This window comes from Burkholderia sp. BCC1640, assembly GCF_902833125.1.
Classification (GTDB): domain Bacteria; phylum Pseudomonadota; class Gammaproteobacteria; order Burkholderiales; family Burkholderiaceae; genus Burkholderia; species Burkholderia diffusa.
Genome location: NZ_CADFEF010000027.1, coordinates 78,185 through 102,599, shown reverse-complemented (window position 1 = coordinate 102,599; position 24,415 = coordinate 78,185). Strand labels below are relative to the sequence as shown.

23 protein-coding genes are annotated in these 24,415 nt (G+C 65.5%); 12 read left to right on the top strand and 11 right to left on the bottom strand.

Annotated features, from left to right (window positions below; genetic code table 11):
• Positions 1 to 292: 292 nt before the first annotated feature.
• From gyrB to dnaA, 3 genes are all read right to left on the bottom strand, one after another.
• Complete coding sequence (gene gyrB / locus HWX25_RS25630; RefSeq protein ID WP_175911207.1) at positions 293 to 2,767, bottom strand: DNA topoisomerase (ATP-hydrolyzing) subunit B; 2,475 nt, start codon at positions 2,765 to 2,767, stop codon at positions 293 to 295.
• Between the two features lie 193 nt (positions 2,768 to 2,960).
• Complete coding sequence (dnaN, locus tag HWX25_RS25625; protein WP_006756934.1) at positions 2,961 to 4,067, bottom strand: DNA polymerase III subunit beta; 1,107 nt, start codon at positions 4,065 to 4,067, stop codon at positions 2,961 to 2,963.
• A 170-nt stretch (positions 4,068 to 4,237) separates the two neighbouring features.
• Complete coding sequence (gene dnaA / locus HWX25_RS25620) at positions 4,238 to 5,812, bottom strand: chromosomal replication initiator protein DnaA (RefSeq protein WP_059819985.1); 1,575 nt, start codon at positions 5,810 to 5,812, stop codon at positions 4,238 to 4,240.
• Between the two features lie 422 nt (positions 5,813 to 6,234).
• Here dnaA and rpmH point away from each other — a divergent pair, with 422 nt between their 5' ends.
• The 4 genes from rpmH (at position 6,235) to yidC (ending at position 8,852) form a co-directional block, all read left to right on the top strand.
• Entirely contained in the window at positions 6,235 to 6,369 is a 135-nt protein-coding gene (gene rpmH / locus HWX25_RS25615; protein WP_004198824.1) for a 50S ribosomal protein L34, read from the top strand.
• Between the two features lie 15 nt (positions 6,370 to 6,384).
• The gene (gene rnpA / locus HWX25_RS25610) at positions 6,385 to 6,846 is read left to right on the top strand and encodes a ribonuclease P protein component (protein ID WP_031401531.1); all 462 of its coding nucleotides are present in this window, start codon (positions 6,385 to 6,387) and stop codon (positions 6,844 to 6,846) included.
• Positions 6,847 to 6,921: 75 nt separating this feature from the next.
• Positions 6,922 to 7,188, top strand: a complete 267-nt coding sequence (gene yidD, locus HWX25_RS25605) for a membrane protein insertion efficiency factor YidD (RefSeq protein WP_006750110.1) — start codon at positions 6,922 to 6,924, stop codon at positions 7,186 to 7,188.
• 8 nt (positions 7,189 to 7,196) lie between these two features.
• Complete coding sequence (yidC, locus tag HWX25_RS25600) at positions 7,197 to 8,852, top strand: membrane protein insertase YidC (RefSeq protein ID WP_175911203.1); 1,656 nt, start codon at positions 7,197 to 7,199, stop codon at positions 8,850 to 8,852.
• Between the two features lie 132 nt (positions 8,853 to 8,984).
• On the opposite strand, the gene HWX25_RS25595 is transcribed toward yidC, so the two are convergent.
• Positions 8,985 to 9,422 carry a helix-turn-helix transcriptional regulator gene (locus HWX25_RS25595; RefSeq protein ID WP_175911201.1) on the bottom strand — a complete coding sequence of 146 codons (438 nt, stop codon included), beginning with the start codon at positions 9,420 to 9,422 and terminating at the stop codon, positions 8,985 to 8,987.
• A gap of 344 nt (positions 9,423 to 9,766) precedes the next feature.
• Between HWX25_RS25595 and mnmE the strand changes: the two genes are divergently transcribed.
• Complete coding sequence (mnmE, locus tag HWX25_RS25590) at positions 9,767 to 11,161, top strand: tRNA uridine-5-carboxymethylaminomethyl(34) synthesis GTPase MnmE (protein ID WP_175911200.1); 1,395 nt, start codon at positions 9,767 to 9,769, stop codon at positions 11,159 to 11,161.
• A gap of 99 nt (positions 11,162 to 11,260) precedes the next feature.
• Here the strand turns inward: mnmE and HWX25_RS33790 are convergent, their stop codons facing one another.
• The 4 genes from HWX25_RS33790 to HWX25_RS25575 all read right to left on the bottom strand — a co-directional run bounded on the left by HWX25_RS33790 (position 11,261) and on the right by HWX25_RS25575 (position 13,528).
• A complete protein-coding gene (locus HWX25_RS33790; RefSeq protein ID WP_256980637.1) occupies positions 11,261 to 11,386 on the bottom strand; it encodes a hypothetical protein in 126 nt (41 codons plus the stop codon).
• A gap of 149 nt (positions 11,387 to 11,535) precedes the next feature.
• Positions 11,536 to 12,894, bottom strand: coding sequence for a sensor domain-containing diguanylate cyclase (locus tag HWX25_RS25585; RefSeq protein ID WP_059819981.1), 1,359 nt, complete (start codon positions 12,892 to 12,894; stop codon positions 11,536 to 11,538).
• Positions 12,895 to 13,003: 109 nt separating this feature from the next.
• A complete protein-coding gene (locus HWX25_RS25580) occupies positions 13,004 to 13,252 on the bottom strand; it encodes a DUF2795 domain-containing protein (protein ID WP_175911198.1) in 249 nt (82 codons plus the stop codon).
• A 105-nt stretch (positions 13,253 to 13,357) separates the two neighbouring features.
• Positions 13,358 to 13,528 (bottom strand): hypothetical protein, encoded by a 171-nt coding sequence (locus HWX25_RS25575; RefSeq protein ID WP_006489933.1) that lies wholly within the window; start codon positions 13,526 to 13,528, stop codon positions 13,358 to 13,360.
• A 151-nt stretch (positions 13,529 to 13,679) separates the two neighbouring features.
• On the opposite strand from HWX25_RS25575, the gene speG reads away from it, so the two are divergent.
• The 3 genes from speG (at position 13,680) to HWX25_RS25560 (ending at position 15,804) form a co-directional block, all read left to right on the top strand.
• Positions 13,680 to 14,222, top strand: a complete 543-nt coding sequence (gene speG, locus HWX25_RS25570) for a spermidine N1-acetyltransferase (RefSeq protein WP_059534864.1) — start codon at positions 13,680 to 13,682, stop codon at positions 14,220 to 14,222.
• Positions 14,223 to 14,723: 501 nt separating this feature from the next.
• Entirely contained in the window at positions 14,724 to 15,071 is a 348-nt protein-coding gene (locus HWX25_RS25565; protein ID WP_044848669.1) for a hypothetical protein, read from the top strand.
• A gap of 178 nt (positions 15,072 to 15,249) precedes the next feature.
• Positions 15,250 to 15,804 carry a YaeQ family protein gene (locus HWX25_RS25560; protein WP_175911196.1) on the top strand — a complete coding sequence of 185 codons (555 nt, stop codon included), beginning with the start codon at positions 15,250 to 15,252 and terminating at the stop codon, positions 15,802 to 15,804.
• Positions 15,805 to 15,814: 10 nt separating this feature from the next.
• On the opposite strand, the gene HWX25_RS25555 is transcribed toward HWX25_RS25560, so the two are convergent.
• Entirely contained in the window at positions 15,815 to 16,228 is a 414-nt protein-coding gene (locus HWX25_RS25555) for a VOC family protein (protein ID WP_059534865.1), read from the bottom strand.
• 440 nt (positions 16,229 to 16,668) lie between these two features.
• Between HWX25_RS25555 and ada the strand changes: the two genes are divergently transcribed.
• The 3 genes from ada (at position 16,669) to gshA (ending at position 20,811) form a co-directional block, all read left to right on the top strand.
• Entirely contained in the window at positions 16,669 to 17,760 is a 1,092-nt protein-coding gene (ada, locus tag HWX25_RS25550) for a bifunctional DNA-binding transcriptional regulator/O6-methylguanine-DNA methyltransferase Ada (protein ID WP_059691902.1), read from the top strand.
• 17 nt (positions 17,761 to 17,777) lie between these two features.
• Positions 17,778 to 18,731 carry an AlkA N-terminal domain-containing protein gene (locus HWX25_RS25545; RefSeq protein WP_244138793.1) on the top strand — a complete coding sequence of 318 codons (954 nt, stop codon included), beginning with the start codon at positions 17,778 to 17,780 and terminating at the stop codon, positions 18,729 to 18,731.
• A 466-nt stretch (positions 18,732 to 19,197) separates the two neighbouring features.
• Complete coding sequence (gene gshA, locus HWX25_RS25540; RefSeq protein ID WP_059819979.1) at positions 19,198 to 20,811, top strand: glutamate--cysteine ligase; 1,614 nt, start codon at positions 19,198 to 19,200, stop codon at positions 20,809 to 20,811.
• A 91-nt stretch (positions 20,812 to 20,902) separates the two neighbouring features.
• Here the strand turns inward: gshA and HWX25_RS25535 are convergent, their stop codons facing one another.
• Entirely contained in the window at positions 20,903 to 21,217 is a 315-nt protein-coding gene (locus HWX25_RS25535; protein WP_175911192.1) for a DUF4148 domain-containing protein, read from the bottom strand.
• Between the two features lie 460 nt (positions 21,218 to 21,677).
• On the opposite strand from HWX25_RS25535, the gene HWX25_RS25530 reads away from it, so the two are divergent.
• Positions 21,678 to 23,318 (top strand): L-lactate permease, encoded by a 1,641-nt coding sequence (locus tag HWX25_RS25530; RefSeq protein ID WP_175911190.1) that lies wholly within the window; start codon positions 21,678 to 21,680, stop codon positions 23,316 to 23,318.
• 133 nt (positions 23,319 to 23,451) lie between these two features.
• On the opposite strand, the gene HWX25_RS25525 is transcribed toward HWX25_RS25530, so the two are convergent.
• Complete coding sequence (locus HWX25_RS25525; protein WP_175911188.1) at positions 23,452 to 24,360, bottom strand: LysR family transcriptional regulator; 909 nt, start codon at positions 24,358 to 24,360, stop codon at positions 23,452 to 23,454.
• Between the last annotated feature and the right edge of the window lie 55 nt (positions 24,361 to 24,415).

Here is a 24,415-nt window from a genome sequence, read left to right as displayed (position 1 = left end):
ACGCAGGAGGACAACGACCCCGGAAACCCATACACTTATCCACAACCGGTCCTGCTATAGACCGGTCTCCACCCCGGCTCAAAATCCAATCGGCCCGGTGGCTCAAAATTCCGTCGGCGCGGACAGCTTAGGCTGAAAAAACTACGGCCACCTCAATGAGGCGGCCGTAGTTATGTGCAGAGTGGCGTCAAGCTAAGCGCCATAAATCCGAGCTATCGGGAGGCAAAAAACAATAAATATCTCAGTGGATGCTTCCCAAAATCTCACCTTATGGGTCCCGCTACAACGAGATTCAAACGTCAATATTCCCCGCCCGCAACGCATTCGACTCGATAAACGCCCGCCGCGGCTCGACATCATCGCCCATGAGCGTAGTAAAGATCCCATCCGCCGCGATCGCGTCTTCGATCTGCACACGCAGCAACCGCCGCACGGCCGGATCCATCGTCGTTTCCCACAGCTGCTCGGGGTTCATCTCCCCCAGCCCCTTATAGCGTTGTTTCGAGACGTTGCGTTCAGCATCCGCCAGCAGCCACTTCATCGCGCTCTTGAAGTCCGCGACAGCCATGCTGCGCTCACCGCGCTTGATAACCGCACCTTCCCCAATAAGCCCTTTGAACGTATTCGCGGTGGTCACGAGCTGCTGATAATCCGCCGTGTGCTGGAATTCCTGGTCGATGACCGAAACTCGCACGTTGCCGTGATGGGTGCGTTCGACATGCAGCGACCGTTGTTCGCGAACCGGGTCATACGAAGGCACGACCCGCACTTCGTTCTTCAGCGCTTCATCATGCAAAGCAGCATGAAGAGCCTTAGCCGAAGCCTCAGTCGAAGCCTCATTGGAGAGATCGATCACCACCCCGTCCATAACGGCTTCCAGCGCTGCCGGATCATACAACCGGCTCAACCGCTCGATCACGCTCTGCGACAGCAGATACGACCGCGCCAACTCCCCAAGCGCATCACCCGAAATCGCCGCAGCATTCTCACCCGGCACCAGCTCCGACCCTTGCAGCGCCAACCGCAGCATATGCGCGTTGAGCTCCACGTCATCCTTCAGATACCGCTCGTCCTTGCCCGCCTTGATCTTGTAAAGCGGCGGCTGCGCGATATACACATACCCGCGCTCGATCATGTCCGGCATCTGGCGATAGAGGAACGTGAGCAGCAGCGTCCGGATGTGCGCACCGTCGACGTCCGCGTCGGTCATGATGATGATGCGGTGATAGCGCAGCTTGTCGAGGTTGTAATCGTCCTTGCCGATGCCGCACCCAAGCGCGGTCACGAGCGTGACGATCTGTTCCGACGAAAGCAGCTTGTCGTAGCGCGCCTTCTCGACGTTCAGCACCTTGCCGCGCAGCGGCAGGATCGCCTGGAACTTCCGGTCACGCCCTTGCTTTGCCGAACCACCTGCCGAGTCGCCCTCGACGATGTAGATTTCGCACTTGGCCGGATCCTTCTCCTGGCAATCCGCGAGCTTGCCCGGCAGCCCGACGCCATCGAGCACGCCCTTGCGTCGCGTCATTTCACGTGCCTTCCGCGCAGCATCCCGCGCCCGCGCCGCTTCAACGATCTTCCCGCAGATGATCTTCGCGTCGATCGGCGTTTCCAAAAGGAATTCTTCCAGCGCCTTCGCCACAACCTCTTCAACCGGCGCACGAACCTCAGAAGAAACCAGCTTGTCCTTCGTCTGCGAGCTGAACTTCGGCTCCGGCACCTTCACGGACAGCACGCACGACAGCCCTTCGCGCATGTCGTCGCCGGTCGTCTCGACCTTCGCCTTCTTCGCGATTTCGTTGTCGGTGATGTACTTGTTGATGACGCGCGTCATCGCGGCCCGCAGGCCGGTCAGGTGCGTGCCGCCGTCGCGCTGCGGAATGTTGTTCGTGAAGCACAGCACGTTTTCGTTGTAGCTGTCGTTCCACTGCATCGCGACTTCGACGCCCACGCCGTCCTTCTCGCCGTTGGCGAAGAAAACCGTCGGGTGCAGGTTGGTCTTCGTCTTGTTGATGTACTCGACGAAGCCCTTCACACCGCCGGCGAACGCGAAATCGTCTTCCTTGCCCGAGCGCAGGTCCGTGAGACGAATCCGCACGCCGTTGTTCAGGAACGAAAGCTCGCGCATCCGCTTCGCGAGGATGTCGTAGTGATACTCGACCGTGCCGAAAATGGTCGGATCGGCCATGAAGTGCACTTCGGTGCCGCGGTTCTCGGTATCGCCGACAACATGCATCGGCGACACTTCCACGCCGTCCACGGTCTCGAGCACGCGGTCCTGCGCGATGCCGCGATGGAACTCCATGAAACGCTTCTTGCCGTCGCGGCGCACGGTGAGGCGCAGCCAGCTCGACAGCGCGTTCACGCACGACACGCCCACGCCGTGCAGGCCGCCGGACACCTTGTAGCTGTTCTGGTCGAACTTCCCGCCGGCATGCAGCTCGGTCATCACGATTTCAGCCGCGCTACGCTTCGGCTCGTGCTTGTCGTTCATCTTCACGTCGGTCGGAATCCCGCGGCCGTTGTCGGTCACGGAAATCGAGTTATCGGCGTGAATCGTCACGTGGATGTCGTTGCAGTACCCGGCCAACGCTTCGTCGATCGAGTTGTCGAGCACCTCGAATACGAGGTGGTGCAGACCGGTGCCGTCAGACGTGTCGCCGATGTACATCCCGGGGCGCTTGCGCACCGCTTCCAGACCCTCGAGGATCTGGATCGACGAGGCGCCGTAGCTGCTGTTATCGGGTTGCGAATTGTGCTGTTCACTCATGGATATCTTCCGGTTCTGCGAGGCCACTCTCGTGGCGGCGCGGTGCGTTTCAGCGAGAGAAATCGCCGGGCCGCTCCAGTTTCCTGGCCCGCCCGAGGCACCTGAAAGGCACCAAAGGGACGGGTTGTCGGTTCGCCATAAAAACGCCAAAGGGGCTTGCCGCCCCCTGGTATGTATCGTGATGTCGAGCGCGTCAGATGCGCATCGGCATCACGACATACTTGAACTCGTCGTTCTCGGGCACGGTAATCAGCGCGCTCGAGCTGGCGTCGCCGAGGCTCACCTGCACGGTGTCGACCTTCAGGTTCGCGAGCACGTCGAGCAGATACGTGACGTTGAAGCCGATGTCGACGGTATCGCCCTGATAGGCGATTTCCAGTTCTTCCTGCGCCTCTTCCTGATCGGCGTTGGTCGACATGATCTTCAGCTGGCCCGGCGCGATGATGCAGCGCACGCCCTTGAACTTGTCCGAGGTCAGGATTGCCGCACGCTGCAGCGAGCGCTGCAGCTCTTCACGGCCGATCTCGAACGTGTTCTTGTGCGCCTTCGGGATCACGCGCTGGAAGTCGGGGAACTTGCCCTCGACGAGTTTCGACACGAGCTCGACCTGGCCGAACGTGAACTTGGCCTGGGTCTGCGCGATGTCGATGGTGACGGTGTCGTCGATGTCCTCGAGCAGGCGCTGCAGCTCGAGAATCGTCTTGCGCGGCACGATGACTTCCTGGCGGCCGAACGTGCCGCCTTCGAGCTTCATCGACGAGAACGCGAGGCGGTGGCCGTCGGTGGCCACGGCCATCAGCTGGTCGCCGTCGACGACGAGCAGCATGCCGTTCAGGTAGTAGCGGATGTCCTGCTGCGCCATCGCGAAGTGCACCATGCCGAGCAGCTGGCGGAACGACTTCTGCGGGACGGTGAGCGTGGCGCCGAAATCCTTCGCCTGCGCGACGGTCGGGAACTCGTCGGCCGCGAGCGTCTGCAGTGCGAAGCGGCTCTTGCCGGACTGAACGGTGAGGCGCTTGTCGGCGAGCGACAGCGTGACCTGGCCGTCAGGCATCGCGCGCAGGATGTCGAGCAGCTTGCGGGCCGCGACGGTGGTGGCCACCTGGTCGCCGCCGACGCCGAAATCGGCGCGCGTGGTGATCTGCAGCTCCAGGTCGGTCGACAGGAATGAAACGTCCGGGCCGTTCTTGGTGATCAGCAGGTTGGCGAGGATCGGCAACGTATGGCGGCGTTCGACGATGCCGCTGACCGTTTGCAGCGGCCTGAGGAGTGTGTCTCGTTCGGTCTTGACCAGTTGCATAGAGTTCCTTCGTTGAGTAACGGCCTGCAGCGCAGCAGCCTCGCAGCGCCCCGCCGGCCGGGCTCTTGGCCCGCCACCACCGGGGCGGTCAAACCAGTATTGTGCCTCAAAACCGAACCGCCCCCCTTAAATTGGGGCGGAGGCCGAATTATCAAGCGCGGTGCGCGCGCTCAGCCCTTCAGCGTCTGTTCCAGCACGTGCAGCTCGTGGTTGAGCTGCGCGTCCTTGCTGCGCTCGTCCGCGATCTTGCGCACCGCGTGCAGCACGGTGGTGTGATCGCGCCCGCCGAACAGCTCGCCGATTTCCGGCAGGCTCTTCTGCGTGAGCTCCTTCGCCAGGTACATCGCAATCTGCCGCGGCCGCGCGATGTTCGCCGGACGCTTCTTCGAATACATGTCGGCGACCTTGATGTTGTAGAAGTCGGCGACGGTCTTCTGGATGTTCTCGACCGAAATCTGCCGGTTCTGCACGGTCAGCAGGTCCTTCAGCGCTTCCTTGGTCAGCTCGATCGAGATCTCGCGGCCGTGGAACTTCGAATACGCGAGGATCTTGCGCAGCGCGCCTTCGAGCTCGCGCACGTTCGAGCGCAGGTGCTTCGCGACGAAGAACGCGACGTCCTCCGACAGGTTCACGCCTTCCGACTGCGCCTTGCGCATCAGGATCGCGACGCGCATTTCCAGCTCGGGCGGCTCGATCGCGACGGTGAGGCCGGAGTCGAAGCGCGAGATCAGGCGATCGTCGATGCCCGAGATCTCCTTCGGATACGTGTCGCTGGTGATGATCACCTGCGCCTTGTTCGCGACGAGCGCCTCGAACGCGTAGAAGAATTCCTCTTGCGTGCGCGACTTGCCGGAGAAGAACTGGATATCGTCGATCAGCAGCAGGTCGAGCGAGTGGTAATAGCGCTTGAAGTCGTCGAACGCCTTGCGCTGGTACGCCTTCACCACGTCGGACACGTATTGCTCGGCGTGGATGTAGCGGATCCGCGCGCCGGCCTTGTCGAGCAACAGCTGGTTGCCGATCGCGTGGATCAGGTGGGTCTTGCCGAGGCCGACGCCGCCGTACAGGAACAGCGGGTTGTACGAGATGCCGGGGTTATCCGCGACCTGGATCGCGGCGGCGCGCGCGAGCTGGTTCGCCTTACCCGTCACGAAGTTGTCGAACGTGAGCACGGGGTTCAGCTTCGAGCGTTCGTACATCGAATCGGCTTCGCCGCCGTTGGCGGGTGCGGCGCCGGGGCCCGGGCGCCACGTGCGGCGGCCGGCGGCCGCTTCGTGCGCGGGCAGGCTCGGCAGGTCGATGTCGGCGTCGTCGGCGTTCAGGTGGTGCGCGGCGGCCGCCGACGGCGTCATCGGCACGTCGGCCGGCGCGCTGGGCGCGGCGGCGGCATTCGCGGTCAGGTTGGCGGCGATCGCGGCGACCGTCGCGGCAGGCCCGCTCGGCGCCAGCGGCGCGCGCGGGGCGGCCGCGGCGCCTGCGGGGGCGCTGCGCATGCCGGCCTTCGGATCGAGGACGAACTGGACTTCGATCGGCGTGTTCCAGAATTCGCGGGCCAGATCGGAGATCCGACCCGAAAACTGGCTCTTGACCCAGTCCAGCTTGAAGCGGTTCGGCGCGGCGATGGACAGCGTGTTCGCCGACGCATCGAAGGCCACCGGGGCCAAGGGTTTGATCCACGTCACGTACTGCTGGGGCGTCAGCTCGCGCTCCAGCAGTGCGGAACAGTGTTGCCAGAAATCGTTCATCAAGTAACTGTCGTTTTTTGCATGCACAGCGCGGCTCGCCGGCGCCCTTGTCGCGGTTGCGCAACAAGGCCCGAAGCGGTCGTGCGAGCGTGCCTCGGACGCCTGCTCACACAGTGTTGGCGGGGCAGGCGCGGGCCGAAGCGGCGTGCGGGATTCTTGGAGATAAGGCGAGATTCTACCGCCAAACGCGGCCACAGCGCGAGTTATCCACAGGCCGGGATTGTGGGTCGCGGGGCCGGATCGGTGTGGGCCGGCACAGGCGGACGACTCCTAAAGTATTGACCGTCAAGAGAAAAACGGTTTAAATAACGGGTTCCGCGAAAACCAATCCTGTATTCCCGGCGATTGCGTTCGCCCGAATGCCTCCGGTTAAGGGCACGCGGTCCCCTGAATTTCGACATTCTCGAACAAGTGAGAACATCATGAAACGTACTTACCAACCGTCCGTGACGCGCCGCAAGCGCACCCATGGCTTCCGTGTCCGCATGAAGACGGCAGGTGGCCGCAAGGTCATCAACGCTCGCCGCGCGAAGGGCCGCAAGCGCCTCGCCATCTAAGGCAGGTTGCGCGCTGTGTCCGCCGTCCGCAGTCCTGCGGAAGGTGCCGTCGAGCCGGGTGCGAATCCGTCGCAGACGAAAGCCGCCTTTCCGAAAGCTGCGCGACTTCTGAAAACGGATGAATTTTCATCCGTTTTTCGTTTGCGCCCTTGGCGGCGCTCCGCGCACTTCGTGATCTACGGCAAGCCGACTGGCCAGCCCGCCCGTCTGGGGCTCGTCATCGGCAAGAAGTATGCGCCGCGAGCGGTCACCCGTAACCTCGTGAAGCGGCTGGCGCGCGACGCATTTCGCCTGCGCCGGGCCGAATTCGCCGGTTACGACCTGCTGCTGCGGCAGCACACGCGCTTCGACAAGAAAGCGCTGCCGAGTGCGGCTTCCGCCCCGCTCGCGGCGATGTGCGCGGCCGAAATCCGCGAACTGCTCGACAGGGCAGTCCGGGAGATCGCGCGCCGGGCGTCGAAGCCCGCGTCCGAGTGACGCATCCGTCCGTGGCGCGGCGTTCGCGCCCGCCCGGCCGGTTTTGACGCGGCGTCGAACGGCGCCGCCCAAGGTATGGAAACGGTATTGATCGCCTTGCTGCGCTTCTACAAGGTTGCCGTGAGCCCGATGCTCGGCAACCGTTGCCGTTTTTATCCTTCCTGTTCGGATTACGCGCGCGAGGCAATCCAGTATCATGGCGCCGCGCGCGGCACGTATCTCGCCGTCAGGCGCGTGTGCCGATGCCATCCGTTTTCCGCGGGCGGCATCGACCTCGTCCCGCCGCCCAACTCCGACACTCGCGCTCGCGGCGAAGCCGACGCGCGGTCCCATCGACTCTGAGACAACGCATGGATATCAAACGCACCGTCCTATGGGTGATCTTCTTCATGTCAGCTGTCATGCTGTACGACAACTGGCAGCGCGACCATGGACGCCCGTCGATGTTCTTCCCGAGCGCCACACAGACGGCCCCCGCGGCTGCCGGCGGTGCATCGGGCACGGGCGCGACGACGACCGCAGGTGAAGTGCCTGCCGCAGCAGCAGGCGCCGCACCGTCGACGACGGCACCGGCCGCGCAGGCGCAGCTCGTGAAGTTCTCGACCGACGTGTATGACGGCGAAATCGACACGCGCGGCGGCACGCTCGCGAAGCTGACGCTGAAGAAGCAGGGCGACGGCAAGCAGCCGGACCTGTACATCACGCTGTTCGACCACACGGCCGGCCACACGTATCTCGCGCGCTCGGGCCTGCTCGGCGGCGACTTCCCGAACCACAACGACGTCTACACGCAGCTGAACCCCGGCTCGACGTCGCTGACGGGCGACCAGAACACGCTGAAGCTGTCGTTCGAATCGCCGGTGAAGGGCGGCGTGAAGGTCGTGAAGACCTACACGTTCACGCGCGGCAGCTACGTGATCGGCGTCGACACCAAGATCGACAACGTCGGCACGGCACCGGTCACGCCGACGGTCTACATGGAACTGGTGCGCGACAACACGGCCGTCGAAACGCCGATGTTCTCGCATACGTTCCTCGGGCCGGCGGTCTACACGGACGCGAAGCACTTCCAGAAGATCAACTTCAGCGACCTCGACAAGAACAAGGCCGACTTCGTGAACTCCGCCGACAACGGCTGGGTCGCGATGGTGCAGCACTACTTCGCATCGGCCTGGATTCCGCAGCAGGGCGTGAAGCGCGACATCTACGCTGAAAAGATCGACCCGACGCTGTACCGCGTCGGCGTGAAGCAGCCGGTCGCGGCGATCGCGCCGGGCCAGTCGGCCGACGTGCAGGCACGCATGTTCGCCGGTCCGGAAGAAGAGCGCATGCTCGAAGGCATCGCGCCGGGCCTGGAGCTCGTGAAGGACTACGGCTGGGTGACGATCATCGCGAAGCCGTTGTTCTGGCTGCTCGAGAAGATCCACGGCTTCGTCGGCAACTGGGGCTGGGCGATCGTGCTGCTGACGGTCCTGATCAAGGCCGTGTTCTTCCCGCTGTCGGCCGCGAGCTACAAGTCGATGGCGCGCATGAAGGAAATCACGCCGCGCATGCAGGCGCTGCGCGAACGCTTCAAGAGCGATCCGCAGAAGATGAACGCCGCGCTGATGGAGCTGTACAAGACCGAGAAGGTCAATCCGTTCGGCGGCTGCCTGCCGGTGGTGATCCAGATTCCGGTGTTCATCTCGCTGTACTGGGTGCTGCTCGCCTCGGTCGAAATGCGCGGTGCGCCGTGGATTCTCTGGATTCACGACCTGTCGCAGCGCGATCCGTTCTTCATCCTGCCGGTGCTGATGGCCGTCTCGATGTTCGTGCAGACGAGCCTGAACCCGACGCCGCCGGACCCGGTCCAGGCGAAGATGATGAAGTTCATGCCGATCGCGTTCTCGGTGATGTTCTTCTTCTTCCCGGCCGGTCTGGTGCTGTACTACGTTGTGAACAACGTGCTGTCGATCGCGCAGCAGTACTACATCACGCGCAAGCTCGGCGGCGGCAAGAAGGCCTGACGCCCGTCGCATACGCGGGCGGCCAGCCGCCCGCGATGCACGTAAAAAAGCCGCATGGTTTTTTCCATGCGGCTTTTTTCGTTTCCGGTGGGTGGCGGTGCGGCGGCGTGTGTGGAGGTCGACCGCTTCCGTTCAGGCCTTCTTCACGTCGATCTTCGCGTCGCTGCCGTAGAACTGCTCGATCAGTTCCTGAACGAGGTAGCGTTGATGTGGCGGCAGTGACTCGATCTTCGACGCGAGTTCGATCGTCTCGGGCGTCGGCGGATAGCGCTCGTCGCGCGGCAGCGGTTGCGGCGTCGGATGTTCGGTCACGCTCGGCGACGGGCCGTAATGCAGCCAATGCAGTTCGACGCGCAACCAGTCGGCGAGCGTTTCGAGTTTGTCCGGCGTCGGAATCGTCCGGCCGGTCAGCCATTTGTGCGCGGTTTGCGGTGAAACCGGCTGCGCGCCATGGTGACGCAGATTGAACCGGTTCGCGAGTTCAGTCGCGCCGGTGATCTTCTCCGGACTGCGCCTCAAGGCGAATTTCAGGCGTTCCGAAAACGCTGATTTTTCTTCGGGTGTCGGCATGGGGTGATTGTGCAATTCCACCGACGCCTTTCAGACAACCATATAGGCTAAACGTAGCCTATTTGGATGAATCCCAACCTGCCGCGGGCCGTATCGAGGAATTGGGGGCGCAGCGTCGGGCCAATCCGGCAGGCCTGTTCGTCCGAAATGGACAGTATGGGCGAGCGTGGAATTGATACTCGCCTTAGCTCCGTCGGGATAAATTCGGGCGATTCCGAAACCGACGCGGCGTCCGGTAGCGCGCCGGCCGGCACGCTACAATGCCGGCGTCCCGATGCCCGCACCGTTGCGCGGGCGCATCATTGCATCATTGACCATCCGTTCACCCGATTCATCCGATTCCCATGCTTGCTACCGATTCCGATCCGATCGTCGCTATTGCCACCGCTGCCGGCCGGGGCGGCATCGGCGTCGTCCGCGTGTCGTTCGGGCGCGGCGGCGAGGCGGCCGCGTTGCCGCTGATCGACGCGTTGTGCGGGCAGCGGCTCGCGCCGCGCCATGCGAGCTACGTGCCGTTCCTCGACGAGCACGGCGCGCCGCTCGACCGCGGGATCGCGCTGTATTTCCCCGCGCCGCATTCGTATACCGGCGAGCACGTGCTGGAACTGCAGGGACATGGCGGGCCGATCGTGATGCAGCTGCTGCTGCAGCGCTGCCTGGATGCGGGGCGCGGCTTCGGGCTGCGGCTCGCGGAACCGGGCGAGTTCACGCGGCGCGCGTTTCTGAACGACAAGCTGGACCTTGCGCAGGCCGAGGCCGTCGCCGATCTGATCGAGGCGAGCACGGAAGCGGCGGCGCGCTCGGCCGGGCGCTCGCTCGACGGCGCGTTCTCGCGACAGATCCACGCGCTCGTCGAGGATGTGATCACGCTGCGGATGCTGGTCGAGGCGACGCTCGATTTCCCGGAAGAGGAAATCGACTTCCTGGAAGCGGCCGACGCGCGCGGCAAGCTCGCGAAGATCCGCGAGCAACTGGCGCACGTGCTCGGCGACGCGCGGCAGGGCGCGCTGCTGCGCGAGGGGTTGTCGGTCGTGCTCGCGGGGCAGCCGAACGTCGGCAAGTCGTCGCTGCTGAACGCGCTGGCCGGCGCGGAACTGGCGATCGTCACGCCGATCGCGGGCACGACGCGCGACAAGGTCGCGCAGACGATCCAGGTCGAAGGGATTCCGTTGCACATCATCGATACGGCCGGGTTGCGCGAGACGGAGGACGAAGTCGAGCGGATCGGGATCGCGCGGACATGGAGCGAGATCGAGCGCGCGGACGTCGTGCTGCACCTGCTCGATTCGCGCACGGGGATGACGGTGGACGACGAGTCGATCGCGGCGCGATTCCCGGATGGCGTGCCGGTGGTGCGGGTGCTGAACAAGACGGATCTGACCGGCGTGCCGGCGTGCGTCGACCATCCGGCGGCCGAAGGCGACCTGACCGAGGTGCATCTGTCGGCGAAGCGCGGTGACGGGATTGACATGCTGCGCGCGGAGTTGCTGCGGATCGCGGGGTGGCAGGCGGGCGCCGAAGGTGTTTATCTGGCGCGCGAACGGCATTTGATTGCGTTGCGGGCTGCGCAGGAGCATCTCGCGCAGGCGGCCGATCACGCGGAGCAGCGGGCGCAATCGCTCGATCTGTTTGCGGAGGAGCTCCGGTTGGCGCAGGAGCAGCTCAATGCGATTACCGGCGAGTTCACTTCGGATGACCTGCTGGGGGTGATTTTCAGCAGGTTCTGTATCGGGAAATAAACGGGCGCCCAAGGTTGTCCAAGGTCATCCCGCGGCAGTCCGGATCAATCGGCTGATCCGATCCGGACGGCGTCATCGCGGCAGCCGAAGCGGAATGCATCAATCCCAATGGCGATGATGATGGTAATACCCGCCATCACCGTAATACCCGCCACCATCAGGCACCACGATGCAGCCGCTCAACAACACGGCCACGCCGGCAATCAGCAAAAGGGTTTTCTTCATCGCGTTCACCTGCTCGGATTCGACATGAATCCAGCATAGCGAGCGCCGTCAACAGCGGCTGTAAGCGATCGTTTCCCGGTGCCGCAATCCGTAACGGCGGATTATTCCGGTCACAATGACCGTAACAAATCGCCAATCCGCAGACGTTTTCACGCCACGACGACGCAGTTTCGCCCCGCATCCTTCGCGTGGTATAGCGCGGCATCGGCAGCTTCGATCAATGCATCCGGCGTCGACAGATCCTCGGCCGACACCGTCGCGCAACCGACGCTGACACTCACGCGCCCCGCCGGCGACGAAGGCATCGGGAGATCGAGCCGCAGCACCGCTTCGCGCGCTTCCTCGGCAACGACCCGCGCACCGCGCGCGCCGGTGTTCGGCAGCACGATCGCAAACTCCTCGCCGCCGTAGCGCGCGACGATATCGGCGGGACGTCGCACCGCACCGGCCAGCGCATTCGCGACGGCGATCAGGCATGCATCGCCCTTCACGTGACCGAACGCGTCGTTGTAGGCCTTGAAGTGATCGACGTCGACCATCAGCAGCGACAACGGCTCGCTTTGCCGCCGCGCCTGCAGGAACAGCGTATGGAAATGATCGTTGAAGTGGCTGCGGTTGAACGCGCCGGTCAGCCCGTCGCGCGCGGACGAACGAACCAGCGTCGCATGTGCTTCGAACAGCTGCTGATACAGCTTCGTCACTTCCCATGCGAGCACGCACACCAGCACGCCGGGCGTGAACATGCTGAACACGCGCGCGAGATACCAGCCGACGGTGAAGCGGTTCGTGGTCAGCAGGTTCAGCGTCGTGTCGGTGAGGCCGGCGAGCACCGCGATCGCGACCCACAGGTCGAGCGTCGTGCGCAGCCGGCCGGCGGCCAGCACGGCGACGAGCGCGAGCGCATTGAGGATCCATACGACCAGCGCGATCCCGTTGACGGGCAGCTCGGCCGTGTCGGCCGGCGGATGGAACGCGGGCGGCAGGGCCACGTTCAACGCGAGCATGCACAGCAGCGCGGCCGCGACGGCCGGGCCGCCAACCAGCGCGAACGTCCACAGGCGCGTCTGCGCGGCGCCGACCGGCGCCCGCGTGAGTCGCTCGCGCGCGAGCAGCGCGGCCATCACGAAGCAGGGAAAGCCGGCATGCCAGAAGACCCACATCCACGCGGCACTCTGCGGACGCGCGCCGAGCAAGCCCTGCGGCGCGAACACGCCGGGAAAGGTGAGCAATTGCAGCGCGACGGCGAGTGCGGTGAATGCATAGGCGCCGCCGAGCGCACCGAGCACGGGCTGGCGGGTGACGGTGAATTGCGCACCGAGGAAGAAGGCGGCGATGCTCGCGGTGGTGAACACGGTCAGCGCGCACATCGGCATGAACGGCTCGACGACCGGCAGCGCGACGTTCGCGTGCGGCACGGCGATCCCGAGCGCGAGCACGATGACGAGCGCCGTCAGCGCGCCGAACCAGAGCTGCCGACGCGACGTGTGCTGGATCAGAATGCCTTCCATGGATTCCCCCGGGCGCTCGTGCGGTCATGCCCGGTCTTGGCGCCGGGCAGCATACATCCGGCCGCGATGCGACCGGTGCGCCCGATCCTATCGCGTTATTCGCGCGCGCTCAAATCCCGAGGCCGGGGCCGAAGTTGCCGGCGATCCAGCGCGTGACGGCATCGACGTCCGCATAGTCCTGTTCGGGCAGGCCGTCGAGCATCGACAGCACTTCGTTGCTCGCGCCGGCGTCGCGCGCGGCGTCGACGATCGCATCCTTGTTCGCCGGGTAGCGGACGGCGGCCAGCACGTCGGCGATCTGCAGATCGATCGCTTCGCCGGGGATATCGTGCGGAGGGAGGGCGGATTTGTCGTTCACGTCGGCGTCTCGCTGGTTGAGCGGGAATCGGTTCTTCGCGGAAGGGACCCCGTTCGGATCGGGGCGACCGGCCCGGACGGAGTGCCTGCGGGGATGGCGATCGACTCAGTGCCCGCGCCGCACGCGGCGCCACGGATGCTTCCAGTCGATATGCGGTGCGTTTTCGTCGCGCGGATGCTGGCGCCGATGTTCCTGCCACAGTTCGTCGGAGAACAGCGCAGCCACGATCACGAGTGGCAATACGAGAAAGATGCCGAGTATGACTTGCTCGATCACGATAGCCTCCTTGCGGTGGCAGGAACCCTTGCTCCCATTCTAGGCTCTGAACTTCGCCCGCGGACAACTTCTTGCAGCGCGGAACGCGCCTCGTTCGCGATGCCGCGGCCGGACGCTTCTCGCGCACGCGGGCATCAAAAAGGACACGAACATGCAACTCCAGAACGACAAGCACTCGCTTGCACTGCGGCCGCTGGAGCGCCAGGACCTGCGCTTCGTTCACGAGCTGAACAACGACGCGAAGATCATGCGCTACTGGTTCGAGGAGCCGTACGAAACCTTCTCCGAGCTGTCGCAACTGTATGACCGCCATGTGCACGACCAGCGCGAGCGCCGCTTCGTCGCGGTCGATCCGCAAGACGAACTGGTCGGCCTCGTCGAGCTGATCGAGCTCGACTACATCCACCGTCGCGGCGAGTTCCAGATCATCATCGCGCCCCAATGCCAGGGGCGCGGCTACGCGGGCCAGGCGACGCGCCTCGCGATCGAATATGCGTTCAAGGTGCTGAACATGCGCAAGCTGTACCTGATCGTCGATACGTCGAATGCGGCGGCAATCCACGTATACGAGAAATGCGGATTCCAGCACGAGGCGGAATTGAAGGAAGAATTTTTCGGAAACGGCGCGTATCACAACGCTTATCGCATGTGCATCTTCCAGCGCGATTATTTCGAGCGGCCGCAATCGGTCTGAATAAAGCCGAGTAAAAGGAGTGGCGAAGACGCCCTGCGGCCACGCGCTGCGGGGCGCTCGACCCATTCTGGAAAATACGGGTAAATACGAGTGCGCTTATACCTGGCATTTTTCTTGTATCAGGTAATTCCGGTGCCGCACTGCGGTAAATTCATATCGTTTCGGATGACTTTATGTGCAATGCATCAAAACGATCTCGATATCGAAATGAATTATCCAAACCGTTCAATCGGCGTATTGCGATTTCGCTGACAGTCTTGCTGGACAGCACTTTGCGCCCGGTGGCGCGAGCAAATTCACCCGATGGCAGATAACACCGCGTGCGTGCGGCAAGCAAAAAATCGGGGGCGCGCAGGGTGCGACAATTCGCCGCTATTGCGATCGCACAACAAATGTGCTTGATATCGCTTGCCGGTCTTCTAAAGTGAAAAACGCGGGTTCACGATCACCTTTAAACACATAGCTAACCGAGCCTGGTGCCCGCAAGCCTGGAGACAGAACATGATGAAACGTACCGGTGTCCTCTTTGCCCTTGTCGGCGCATTTTCCGTGGTGTCGATCGCCCAGGCGGGCGGCGATGCGGCTGTCCAGCCGAAGCAGGAAATCCAGCTGACGAAGAATGCGTGGGGCTGTCTGTCGAAAGACAATCTGGACTCCGTACTGAGTCACGAGCGTGACGGCAAGTCGCAGGCGAAGCAGCAGTATTTCGACGACTACCGTTGCCTGTCGGTGCCGGAAGGCCAGCGTTTCCGCGTGGTGTCGGTCGATCAGGGCGACGTCCAGTTCGTCAGCGCCGACAACAGCGACCAGCAAGGCCTCTGGACCGATTCGCGCTTCGTCAAGCAGTAACCCGCACGCGCATCTCTCGCACGCGCACGCCGGCCGGAACCGCCGGCGGCGCGGCACGAACGCGGCCCGGCCGATGCCGGGCCGTCGTGCTGTGGAGCGTCCGTCACGCGCCGGGCGCCGCGCATTCGGTATCATCACGGCCCGACCGAACCGAATGCCCGCCCCGGGCCGTATCCGCATGGCGCTGAAATCCACGATCTACAAAGCCGAGCTGCAAATCGCCGACATGGATCGGCACTACTACGCCGATCACTCGTTGACGGTCGCCCGTCACCCGTCGGAAACCGACGACCGGATGATGGTGCGCATCGTCGCGTTCGCGCTGTTCGCGCACGAGCGTCTCGAATTCTGCAAGGGGCTGTCGGACGTCGACGAACCCGATCTGTGGCAGAAGGACCTGACGGGCGCGATCGACGTGTGGATCGAGGCCGGCCAACCCGACGAACGGCGCATCTCGAAGGCGGCTGGCCGCGCCGGGCAGGTCACGGTGATCGCGTACGGCGGCAAGACCTCGGACATCTGGTGGCAGGGCGTGCGCAGCAAGGTGGAGCGGCTGCGCAACGTCCAGGTGCTGTCGCTGGCCGACGGTGTCGCCGCCGCGCTCGGGCGTCTCGCCGAGCGTACGATGCGCCTGCAGTGCACGGTCCAGGACGGCGCCGCCTGGATCTCGAGCGCCGATCACGATCCCGTCGCGGTCGAATGGACGGTCCTGAAGGCGCGCGCCGACGCCTGACGGCCGGCGCTCAGCCGAGCGCGGCGGGCGGCCCCTTGAATTCCAGCATGTTCCCTTCGGGATCGAACAGATAGATCGACGGCCCGTAGCCGCCGGCGCCGTAACGTTCGGCGGGGGCGCCGGGGCGCGCGCCATGCGCGGCGAAATGCGCGATCAGTGCTTCGGGGTCGAATGGCTCGACGCGCAGGCAGAGATGGTCGAGATTGCGGCCGGTGCCGGGTGGGCCGCTGTCGGGACGGTCGATCGGGCCGCCAACCGACAGCAGGTCGATCAGCGCGTCGCCGGCGCGCAACTGTACAAGGCCCAGGTCGGGTTGTTCCTTCTCCACGTGGCAGCCGACGGCATCGCAGTAAAAGTGCGTCATCGCAGCCATGTCGGTCACGCGTAGCACGACGTGATCGATCGCGCGGATGGTCGGTTTCATGAGCGGGCACTCCTTCGCGGATGGCGTGCACCGAGTGTAGACCGCGCCGGCGACATATGCCGGAACGCGGCACGATCGACGGACGAAAAAAAGCCCGTTCACGCAGAGCGGAACGGGCTTAATCCATATCAGGAGGAGACATGGAGGAGACAGTTCCAACTATACACACGGCGATGGTGCGTTGCAATATTCCGAGTGTAAAAAATGGTCAGGACGGCGATTTGTCGCATCCGCACTGCAGCAAAATGGTGACGCGATGATGACGAAAGCGGCGTCGACGCAGCGCTTGCGCGGCTTTTCATCCGATTGAATGGTTTCGATGCGCCTCCGATTGTGTCCCCGATTTCGTCGGCGCGAATCACAGAGCAAGATTCAGGGCGCGACGGCCCATGCCGATGTCTAGAGTAGGCACCATCTACACTGGAGAGTGCGAGGTTCAGATGAAAACCGCCTATTCGACCGACGATGCCCGCTGGGGCGCCGTGACCGCCCGCGATCCGCATGCGGACGGCGCGTTCTTCTATGCCGTGCGCACGACCGGCGTGTTCTGCCGCCCAAGCTGCGCGTCGCGGCTGCCGCGGCGCGAGCACGTGTCCTTCTTTGCCGATCCGGCCGCCGCCCGCGCGGCCGGCTTCCGCCCGTGCAAGCGCTGCCAGCCGGAAGGGCTGCCGCGCGAGCTCGAGATCGTCAATCGCGCGTGCGCGGTGCTCGACGCGCATCCGGAGCGGCTCACGCTGCAGCAGCTGAGCGACGCCGTGCACGTGAGCCCGTTCCACCTGCAGCGGTTGTTCAAGCGCGTGGTCGGCGTGTCGCCGCGACAGTATCAGGCCGCGCAGCGTGGCGCCGCATTGCGCGAGGCGCTGCAAAGCGGGCAGCCGGTCACGCAGGCGGCCGTCGACGCGGGGTTCAATTCGCCGTCGCGGCTCTACGCATCGGTGCCGCGCGAGCTGGGGATGGCGCCGTCCGCGTTCCGTCGTCAGGGCGCGGGCCTGCGGATCGATTACGCGACCGCGTCGACGCCGCTCGGCACGGTGCTCGTTGCCGCGACCGAACAGGGCATCTGCCGGATCGCGTTCGGCGACGAACCGGCGTCGCTCGTCGGCGAACTGAAGGACGCGTTCGCGCGTGCCGAGCTGGTCGAATCGCCGTCGCGGCTCGCGCCGTTCGTCGCGCAGATCCGCGCGTATCTGGACGGCACGCGGCACGCGTTCGACCTGCCGCTCGACATCGCGCCGACCGCGTTCCAGCAGCGCGTGTGGGAAGCGCTGACGCATATCCCGTACGGCGAGACGCGCAGCTATTCGGAGATCGCCGAGGCGCTGGGCGCGCCGCGCGCGGTGCGGGCCGTCGCATCGGCCTGTGCGTCGAACCCGGTCGCGCTCGCGATCCCGTGTCACCGTGTCGTGCAGAAGGGCGGCGCGCTCGCCGGATATCGCTGGGGCGTGCGCCGCAAGGCGACGCTGCTCGCGTCCGAGGCGCGCCATGTGCGCGACGATGAAACCGAAGCCGTTGCGGAGGGCAACGCAGTTTGAGCATCGACAAAACCACGATGACGTCGATCGCGGACGGCGGCCACGTGCCGCCGTCCGCGCAGATGGCGCTGCGCTTCAAGGCGCCGTACGACTGGGCGCGCGTGCTGCGCTTCTTCAGCGGACGGGCGATTCCGGGTGTCGAACAGGTCGTCGACGGCATGTATCGCCGGATCGTCGACCTGAACGGCGACGCGGGCAGGCTTACCGTCACGAAGCATCCGCGCCGGCATTGCCTCATCGCGACGCTCGAAGGGGCGGCCGCGCGGCATGTCGACGATGCATTCGCGCACCGCGTCGCATCGATGTTCGACCTCGGCGCCGACCCGGCCGCGATCGGCGGCGGGCTCGCGCGCGACCCATGGTTCGCGCCGCTCGTCGAGGCCGCGCCGGGGTTGCGCGTCCCGGGCGCCTGGTCGGGGTTCGAGCTTGCGGTGCGCGCGATCGTCGGCCAGCAGGTGAGCGTGAAGGCGGCGACGACGATCGTCGGTCGGCTCGTCCAGCGGGCCGGCGAGCGCGTCGTGCACGACGACGGCATGGCGGCGCCGGACGGCGCCCCCGCGTGGCGTTTCCCGACGCCGGATGCGCTCGCCGCATGCGATCTGGAGAAGATCGGGATGCCCGGCAAGCGCGCCGCCGCGCTGACGGGCATGGCGCGCGCGGTGGCGGCCGGCCACGTGCCGCTCGATCCCGCGCAGGCCGATCTCGCGACGCTGCGCCGCGCGTGGCTCGACCTGCCCGGCATCGGCCCGTGGACCGTCGAATACATCGCGATGCGCGCGTGGCGCGACCCGGACGCGTGGCCGGCGTCCGATCTGGTGCTGATGCAGTCGATCGCCGCGCGCGATCCGTCGCTCGACCGGCTCGCGAGCCAGAAAAGCCGAACCGAAGGCTGGCGGCCGTGGCGCGCGTATGCGGCGCTTCATTTGTGGAACGACGTGACGGACCGGGCCGGCGGCGCGCGCGGCGGATGACGGTCGCCGCCGCAGGCCGGCGGGTGCGACCGGGCAGGGCCGCGACGCAACCCGCAAGGGGCGTCACGCCGGCAGTGATCGGTCGGTGATCCTCACGGTTGCGACGTTTGACGGCGATGTCCGTTGCTCCGGCGCGTACGATCGACCCGGCCGTGACGACGATGCATCCCGGGTTCGGCAGAACGGGTTGCACCTGATGGCGCTGCCGTGCTCGTCGCTCACGTTCCTTCCGACGAATGTCGCGTGATCGCCGCGTCCGTCGGCGCCGACGACGGCCGGCTGCGCGCGCGGCGTTCGCGGCCATCGGCCCGCCAGACGGCCCGCAGCGGCCGGCGCGCACCGCCCGGCGCCACCTCAAGCGCGTGTGACGGCGAGATGTTAAAGTGCCCGCTACCAACGAAGCGACCAATAATCCAGCCGGCCGCGTGCGGCATTCCGCGCGCGGCCGTCACGCACTTGCGTCTCCATGTCGAACACCATGACTCACCGCCAGTCCGAACTGCTGCTGAATCGTCTCGAAGCGCTGAGCTCGGGCCCGACGCGGCAGCATCTGCCCGACGGCCTGCGCGGCATCGAAAAGGAAAGCCTGCGCGTGACGCGCGACGGGATGATCGCGTTCACGCCGCATCCGCGCGCGCTCGGTTCGGCGCTCACGCACCCGTCATTGACGACCGACTATTCCGAAGCGCTGATCGAACTGATCACGCCGGCGGAAGGCGACGCGTCGGTTACGCTCGAACGTCTCGACGATCTGCACCGCTACGTGTATGCGTCGCTCGGCGACGAGATGCTGTGGAACGACTCGATGCCGGGCCTGCTGCCGGCCGATGATGAAATTCCGATCGCCGACTACGGCACGTCGAACATCGGCCGCCTGAAGACGGTGTACCGCCGCGGCCTGGCGTATCGCTACGGCCGCACGATGCAGTGCATCGCCGGCATCCACTACAACTATTCGCTGCACGAGGAAGTGTGGCGGCGCCTGCATGCGGAAGAGGGCTCGACGGCCACGCTCGTCGATTACCAGTCGGAGCGCTATCTCGCGCAGATCCGCAACTTCCGTCGCCGCAGCTGGCTCCTGATGTACCTGTTCGGCGCATCGCCGGCGCTCGACGCGAAATTCCTGCGCGGCAAACCACACAAGCTCGACGCGTTCGATGCCGATACGCTGTACCGGCCGTACGCGACGAGCCTGCGGATGAGCGACCTCGGTTACTCGAACACGACCGCGCAGGCCGCGCTGCACGTCGACTACAACACGCTGCCCGGCTATCTCGATGCGCTGTCGAAGGCCGTGAGCGAGCCGTATCCGCCGTACGAGGCGATCGGCACGCATCGCGACGGCGAGTGGATCCAGATCAACACGAACGTGCTGCAGATCGAGAACGAGTTCTACTCGACGATCCGGCCGAAGCGCGTCACGTATTCGGGCGAGCGTCCGCTGCATGCGCTCGCGTCGCGCGGCGTGCAATACATCGAAGTGCGCTGCCTCGACATCGATCCGTTCGAGCCGACCGGCATCGCGCTGGAGACCGCGCGCTTCATCGACGCGTTCCTGCTCGCCTGCGCGCTCGACGAAAGCCCCGCGCTCGACTGCGACGCGTACAAGGAAGCGAATGCGAACTTCGGCAGCGTGACGATGGAAGGGCGCAAGCCGGGGCTCACGCTGGTGCGCGACGGCCAGCCGGTCACGCTGCAGGCGTGGGCGGACGACTTGATGGCCGATATCGAAACCGTCGGGCGCCGTCTCGACGAGATCCGCGGCGGCGACGAGCATGCGCGTGCGATCGCCGCGCAGCGCGAGAAGCTCGCCGATCCGGAGCGCACGCCGTCGGCGCGCGTGCTGCGCACGATGCGCGAGAACGGACAGTCGTTCCTCGCGTTCGCGCTCGCGCACAGCGAAGCGCATGCCGCGCATTTCCGCGCGAACCCGCCATCGGCGGAGACGATGCGCGCCGAGCAGGCGCTCGCGGCGAAGTCGCTGGCCGAGCAGGCCGAGCTGGAAGCGAAGGAGGCCGGATCATTCGACGCGTTCGTCGCGGCCTATCGTGCCTATACGCTGAACCGCTTCAGCGTGTGATGGCCGTCGCCCGCTGCGCGGCGCGCAGCGGGCATGCCGGCTGCGAGCCGGATGGTCGCGCGGTCATGCGCCCGGCCCCGTTTCAGCCGCTTCAGTGATGCGCGTACGTGTCGCGATCGACCGCGCGCGGCAGCGCCGGCTTTCCTGATTCCACATTCGCATGGCCGTCGCTGCCGTGGCCGGCCGCGTCGCGCGCTTGGGCTGCGCGCTGCATGATCGCCTGCATGTTTTGCGGAAAGTCGGGACCGCTGGCGAGACTCGGCCGATAGCCGGCGGCCTGCAGTTCCGCGAGTTCCTGGCGAACTTGCGCGCGCGTCAGCGTCGACGCGGCCTGCGCTTGAGCCTGGGCGGCGACGGCCGAGCCGATCAGCACCAACGCGTACGCCGCAAGTTTCATGGTCTTCATCGTGTTTGCTCCGTGAGGGTTCCGGAGCCGCGCCTTCGTCGGCACGGACGGAATCGATGCAGCGAGTCTAGGCTTCGGATGCCAAACGAAACACCCTGCGTCCCGTCAGTCACCTTTGCCGGTTGAGCAACATTGCGCTGGCGGCCGGCGGGCGCGCGCGTCAGCGGGTCGCCAGCGGCCGTTCAGCGTGCGGCGAACGCCGTGTATCGGCACCGCGCGCATCGGGGTTGCCCTCCTTGTAGAAGCGCGATGCGCCTCCTAACCTCTTTTAAGCGACCGATCGGTCGGCGTTGCGGCATGGTTGCATGCGCAAGCGCCGGATGATCGTTGCGGCCGTGGAACGGACGTTTGAACGGGATCGAGGTGTGCGCAGCCGTTGATGCGCGAGCCCCGGTCGACCGCGAAGCATGGGACCTGAGTAAGCGCTAAAGCGCTAACTCCGGTCGACAATGGAGACAAGATGAATCCCACCGCAGCCCTGCCGCCCGGCATCCTGTTCGCGCAGCCGTTGACGCCCGTCGCCAACTCGCTGTTCCTGTCGTTTCTCGTCGCCGTGATCCCGATCGCGGTCGCACTGATCGCGCTCGGCGTGCTGCGCCGGCCCGCATGGCAGGCGTCGCTCGCCGGCCTCGTCGCCGGCCTCGCGGTCGCGATCGGCGCGTGGGGCATGCCGGCCAGCCTCGCGTTCGACGCGGTCGGCGCCGGCATGGCGCTCGCGGTCGTGCCGGTGATGTGGATCGTCTTCAACGCGCTGCTGCTGTACAACATCGCGGTGAAGTCGGGCCGCTTCGACCAGTTCCGGCAGTGGATGCTCGACAACCTGCCCGACGACCGCCGCCTCGTGCTGCTCGTCGTCGCGTTCTCGTTCGGCTGTCTGCTCGAAGGGATCTCCGGGTTCGGCACGCCGGTCGCGATCACCAGCGCGCTCTTGATTGCGCTCGGCTTCCCCGCGCTCGAAGCGCTCACCTACACGCTGCTGTTCAACACGGCGCCGGTCGCGTTCGGCGCGCTCGGCGTGCCGATCACCGTGCTCGGCGCGGTCACGTCGCTGCCGCCCGCGACGCTCGGCGCGATGGTCGGCCGGCAACTGCCGTTCTTCGCGCTGCTGCTGCCGTTCTACGTGGTCGGCGCGTACGGCGGCCTGCGCTCGATTGCGAAGCTGTGGCCCGCGCTGCTCGTGTCGGGCGGCAGCTTCGCGATCGCGCAGTTCGTCACGTCGAATTTCCTCGGCTATCAGCTCACCGACGTGCTGTCTTCACTCACGTCGCTGATCGTCACGATCGGCTTCCTGCAGGTGTGGAAGCCGCAGCCCGATCCGCAATTCGCGCTCGCGCGCAGCGTGCCCGCCGCGGCCGGCGCCGCGCGCGCGGGCTTCGGCGGCTGGCTGCCGTGGATCGTCGTGTCGGTGGTCGTGATCGTCTGGGTGCACGCGAACGTCGCGGCGATCGGCGACGTGAAGATCAAGTGGCCGGGCCTGCACAATACGGTGTTCGTGTCGCTGTATCACAAGCCGTATGCGGCGATCTGGGACTTCCAGCCGCTCGGTACCGGCACCGCGATCCTCCTGTCGGCGATCATCACGGCCGTGCTGACACGCACCGGCGTCGGCGCGTTCTTCGAATGCGTGGTCAAGACGTGGCGGCAGACGTGGATCGCGATCGTCACGGTGATGATGATCGTCGGGCTCGCGTATCTGCTGAACTATTCGGGCATCAGCTACACGCTCGGCACCGGCGTCGCGTCGACCGGCGCGCTGTTTCCGCTCGTGTCGGCGTCGCTCGGCTGGATCGCGGTGTTCCTGTCCGGCAGCGACACGTCCGGCAATGCGCTGTTCGGCAACCTGCAGGTGGTCGCCGCGAGACAGCTCGGCTTCGATCCGGTGCTGATGGCCGCGACCAACTCGTCGGGCGGCGTGATGGGCAAGATGATCTCGCCGCAGAACATCGCCACGGGCGTGTCGACGACCGACCTGAAGGGGCAGGAAGGCGTCGTGTTCGCGCGCACGTTCTGGCACAGCGTGATCCTCACGCTGCTGCTCGGCGTGCTCGTGTTCCTGCAGCAGCACGTGTTCACGTGGATGATTCCGGCGCTGCCGAAGTAGCGCACGGCGGGAAGCAAGAAGGCAGGCACGAGGAAAACGACGAGGGAAGGCGCGGAAAAAGCGCAGGAAAAGTACGGGGAATGTGCAGGGAAGCGCGACGGGAAATGCGCGAAACCGGTGAACGCGGAGCGGCTCAGCACGCGCTCACCGGCCGCGTCGCGTGCGTTGGCTCGTGCGTCGCGGCCTGCGCCGGCAGGATGCACTCGAGGAACGCATCGATCGCGGGGCTCTGGCGGCGCGCCTTCAGGTAATACACGTATTCGTCGATCGTCGTGTCGACGCCGCGCAGCGCGACGACGCGCAAGTCCGGATGGCGCTCGGCCTCGCCGCGCGGAAACAGGCTGCCGCCCACGCCATGCAGGATCGCCTCGCGGATCGCTTCGCGGCTGCCGATCTCGGCGACCGACGTGGCCGCAACGCCGGCCGCCGCGAGGATCGTCTCCGTGCAGCTGCGCGTGACCGATCCTTCCTCGCGCATCAGCAGCCGCACGTCGGCGAGCTGCGCGGCGTCGATCGCGTCGAAGCGCGCGAGCGGATGGTCGCGATGCACGACGAGCACGAGCGGATCGGTGGAGATCACCTTGCGTTCGAGGCCGTCCGCGTCATTGCGCTGCGACGACACCGCGAGGTCGATGCGGAATTCCTGCAGCGCCTGGAGGATCTCCTCGGAATTGCCGATCCGGCACGTGAGGGCGATCGACGGATGCGCATGCGAGAAGCGGCCGACCGCATCCATGATGTAGTACGGCCCGGTCGCGCCGATCCGCAGATGTCCTTCGAACAGGCCGCCGACGTTGCGCAGCATGATGTCGGCCTGCGCCTCGAGCGCGATCATCTTCTCGACGAGCGGCAGCAGCTCGATCCCGGTCTCGGTGACTTCGAGCTTGCGGCCGCTTCGATAGAACAGCTCGACGCCGTACAACTGCTCGACCTGCCGGATCTGCGCGGCGATCGTCGGCTGGCTGACGCCCAGGTGGCGCGCGGCGCGCGTGATGCTGCCCTGCCGGACGGTCGCGTGGAACGCCTTCAGCTGATCGAACACGACTCGGCTTCTCCCCCCTCTTCATCGCGCGTCAGCGTAGCGCAGGCATGTGTCG